2 protein-coding genes are annotated in these 2,672 nt (G+C 53.2%); both read left to right on the top strand.

The features are described 5' to 3' along the window. On the top strand, positions 1–936 hold a 936-nt coding region (locus tag A3AY_RS36225), incomplete at its 5' end, for a M20/M25/M40 family metallo-hydrolase (RefSeq protein WP_018328732.1). 28 nt (positions 937–964) lie between these two features. Next, on the top strand, positions 965–2,338 hold the full coding sequence (locus A3AY_RS0126660) for an amidohydrolase family protein (RefSeq protein WP_018328733.1): 1,374 nt from the start codon (positions 965–967) through the stop codon (positions 2,336–2,338). The last annotated feature ends 334 nt before the right edge of the window (positions 2,339–2,672 follow it).

Genomic DNA, 2,672 nt, shown 5'->3' on the forward strand with positions numbered 1-2,672 from the left:
CCCAGCATGGATGCATTTCTGGATCAAGCGGGGGAAGAACTGCGCGCAGACATCATGCTGCTGTGCGACACTTATCTTTGGAACGACGCGGTTCCGGCGGTCACGATCATGTTCCGGGGCTTGCTCGAAGAAGAAATCGAAATCACCTGCGCCAATCGCGATTTGCATTCGGGTGCCTACGGAAATGCTGCTCGCAATCCTATTCAGGTTCTGGCCGAGGTGATTGCCGCCTTGCGAGGCCCGAGTGGGGAAGTGGCGATCGAGGGGTTTTATGACGACGTCAAGGAACTCGGCCGAGAGCTCAAGTCGGAGTTAGATAAGCTCCATTTCGACACCGAGACGTTCCTGAAAAACGTCGGGCTGTCACAGTCTGCCGGCGATCAAACGTATTCCGTCCTGGAGCAGGTTTGGACACGCCCGTCATGCGAAATCAACGGCATTGCGGGCGGATACTATGGCGACGGTTTGAAAACGATCATCCCCTCCAAGGCGACCGCGAAAATATCCTTTCGCTTGGTAGATGGCCAGGACCCCAACCTGATCCGGGCCAAGTTTCACGAGCACATCCGCACCAGAATGCCATCAGACTGCGCTGTTACGTTCACCGAACTTGGCGGAAGCAAAGCTTCGGTCATCCCCTGTGACAGCAAGTACCTGCGGCGCGCCCGTGCCGCATTGAAAGATGAATGGGGCTGCGACTCGGTGCTAATCGGGTCTGGCGGCTCCATCCCGATCGTAAGCGTCATGCAAAGCAAGCTGTCCATCAATTCCTTGCCAATTGGCTTTGCGCGATCCGACAATCGCCACCACAGCCCGAATGAAAAGTATGATCTCTCGAGCTTCCAAAAGGGGATTCGGTCCTGGATCAGAATCTTGGCCGAGCTCTCAGCCGATGAGGGTGATGATGGATATCTGAAGCCGCACCCGCAGGTTTGACGGTACCCCGCAGGAAATGGAGCATAAAATGGCTATGAGAACAGCTTCAGATTTCGATCATTTGGGACCTTTCCTTTCAAAACAGCACCCAGAGTTCCTGAAAATCTTCGAGGCCATCGACGAGCTCCCGATCGATGATGCGCATTGTCATTTGGTAACTGACCGCGAGCCGACAATGACACCAACGCGCTTCCTTGAGCGTATGTCTTTGGCAGCGATGGACACAGTGCCCGTCTATTTCCCTGCAGGTGTCTATGATCAATGGCTCGGCGCTGACGAAAGGATCCGATACGAGCTTAATGCGAAATACGGGATTCAGCAAAAGATCGACGGGATCATTGGTGACATATCGCAGAGTATCTTCGTCAAATTCCTTGTGAAAGAGATGGCGCAGTTTCTCGGTTGCGATCCAAATCTCGAAACCGTCATGGAAGCTAGGAATGATCGCTCAAAGAACTACTGGAGTTACGTAAGCAGCCTGCTTCAAGACGTCAGATATGAAAATGTCATGGTTGATACGGGCTATTGCGAAGGCGCTTCGCGCGCGGAGATCGACCGGTATGAAGAGGGTATCCTACCTTGTCGGATGAACAGACTGGCGCGAATAGAGATGATCCAGAAAGAGCTCTTTCCGCTGGAAATCACGTTCGAGGAATACGAGCAACGGTACACCGCCCGCCTTCTGGACTTGCTTGATGGCACAGGGAACTATGGAAAGAAGTCCTATGGAATGAAATCCTATCTTCTCCCCTACATCGGACTGATAGAACCGCTTTATGACAGGGAAATAGCCCGAGCCTCCTGGCAGGCACTTCGAGCGTCATATCACAACATCCCGACGATGGACCGCCAGTCGGAATACAACTTGTCCAAGGATCTTAGGCGGTACAATTTTACCCTTGCTCTTGAGGAATGCCTCAGGCGCGACATGCCTATGCAAATCCACACGGGTGACGGCGAGGCACCGTCCGTCATCCTTCGCAATCAAGATCCGTTCTACCTTGAAGAAGTATGCCGGTTTGATCGAGACGGCGTTATGCGCATGCCGAAAATTATCCCCCTCCATGCGGGCTACCCTTCGGTGGGAAAGGCCGCCTGGCTCAGTCACCTTTATCCGAATTGCTATTTTGAACTGTCGATCATGACGCCCTTCGTGCACCAGAATCTGTTTCAGCGATATATGCAGGTGATGGAGGTCGTTCCGCTGTCCAAGATCCTCTATGCAAGCGACGCGTTTCACGTTCCGGAATTATATTGGCTCGCTGGGCGTTGGGGCAAGCGATACCTCGCCAAGGCATTGACGGAGTATGTCGTTGGAGGAAGTCTAGACGTTGATGAAGCAATTGAGGGGGCGAGAATGATACTTTATAAAAACAACAGGTCGTTGTACGCGCTCGATTAGGCCTTCGGCCGGACTCGCTCATCTCATCGTTGGTCCTATCGGCCTGATGACTTGACCGGCGGACTGGGTCTTCTATGCACTGGCTGCTCTAGGCCCTAGTGCTGTGTTCCTTGCCGGTTTGCGATAACGCAAACTCTGAAGAGCCCGCGATGCGATTTATGCGCTGAATTCGGCTGTGGAATCGTCGTTTGTCTCCAATATGGTCGCCGATAAAAGTTTTGCTGCTCGGACCAAGGGTTCACGAAAATTCTGGAGGTCGTCAAAGCTAACGCGGGCCACCGGAACCGACACTCCAAGACAAGCTATCAATGTGCCGCCGGGCGCAAGAATCGGT

This window comes from Rhizobium giardinii bv. giardinii H152 (assembly GCF_000379605.1).
GTDB classification, from domain to species: Bacteria; Pseudomonadota; Alphaproteobacteria; order Rhizobiales; family Rhizobiaceae; genus Pararhizobium; species Pararhizobium giardinii.

Bases quoted from the DNA above. Each gene is read 5' to 3' on its own strand.
- A3AY_RS0126660 (WP_018328733.1), top strand. From the start codon at position 965: ATGGCTATGAGAACAGCTTCAGATTTCGATCATTTGGGACCTTTCCTT.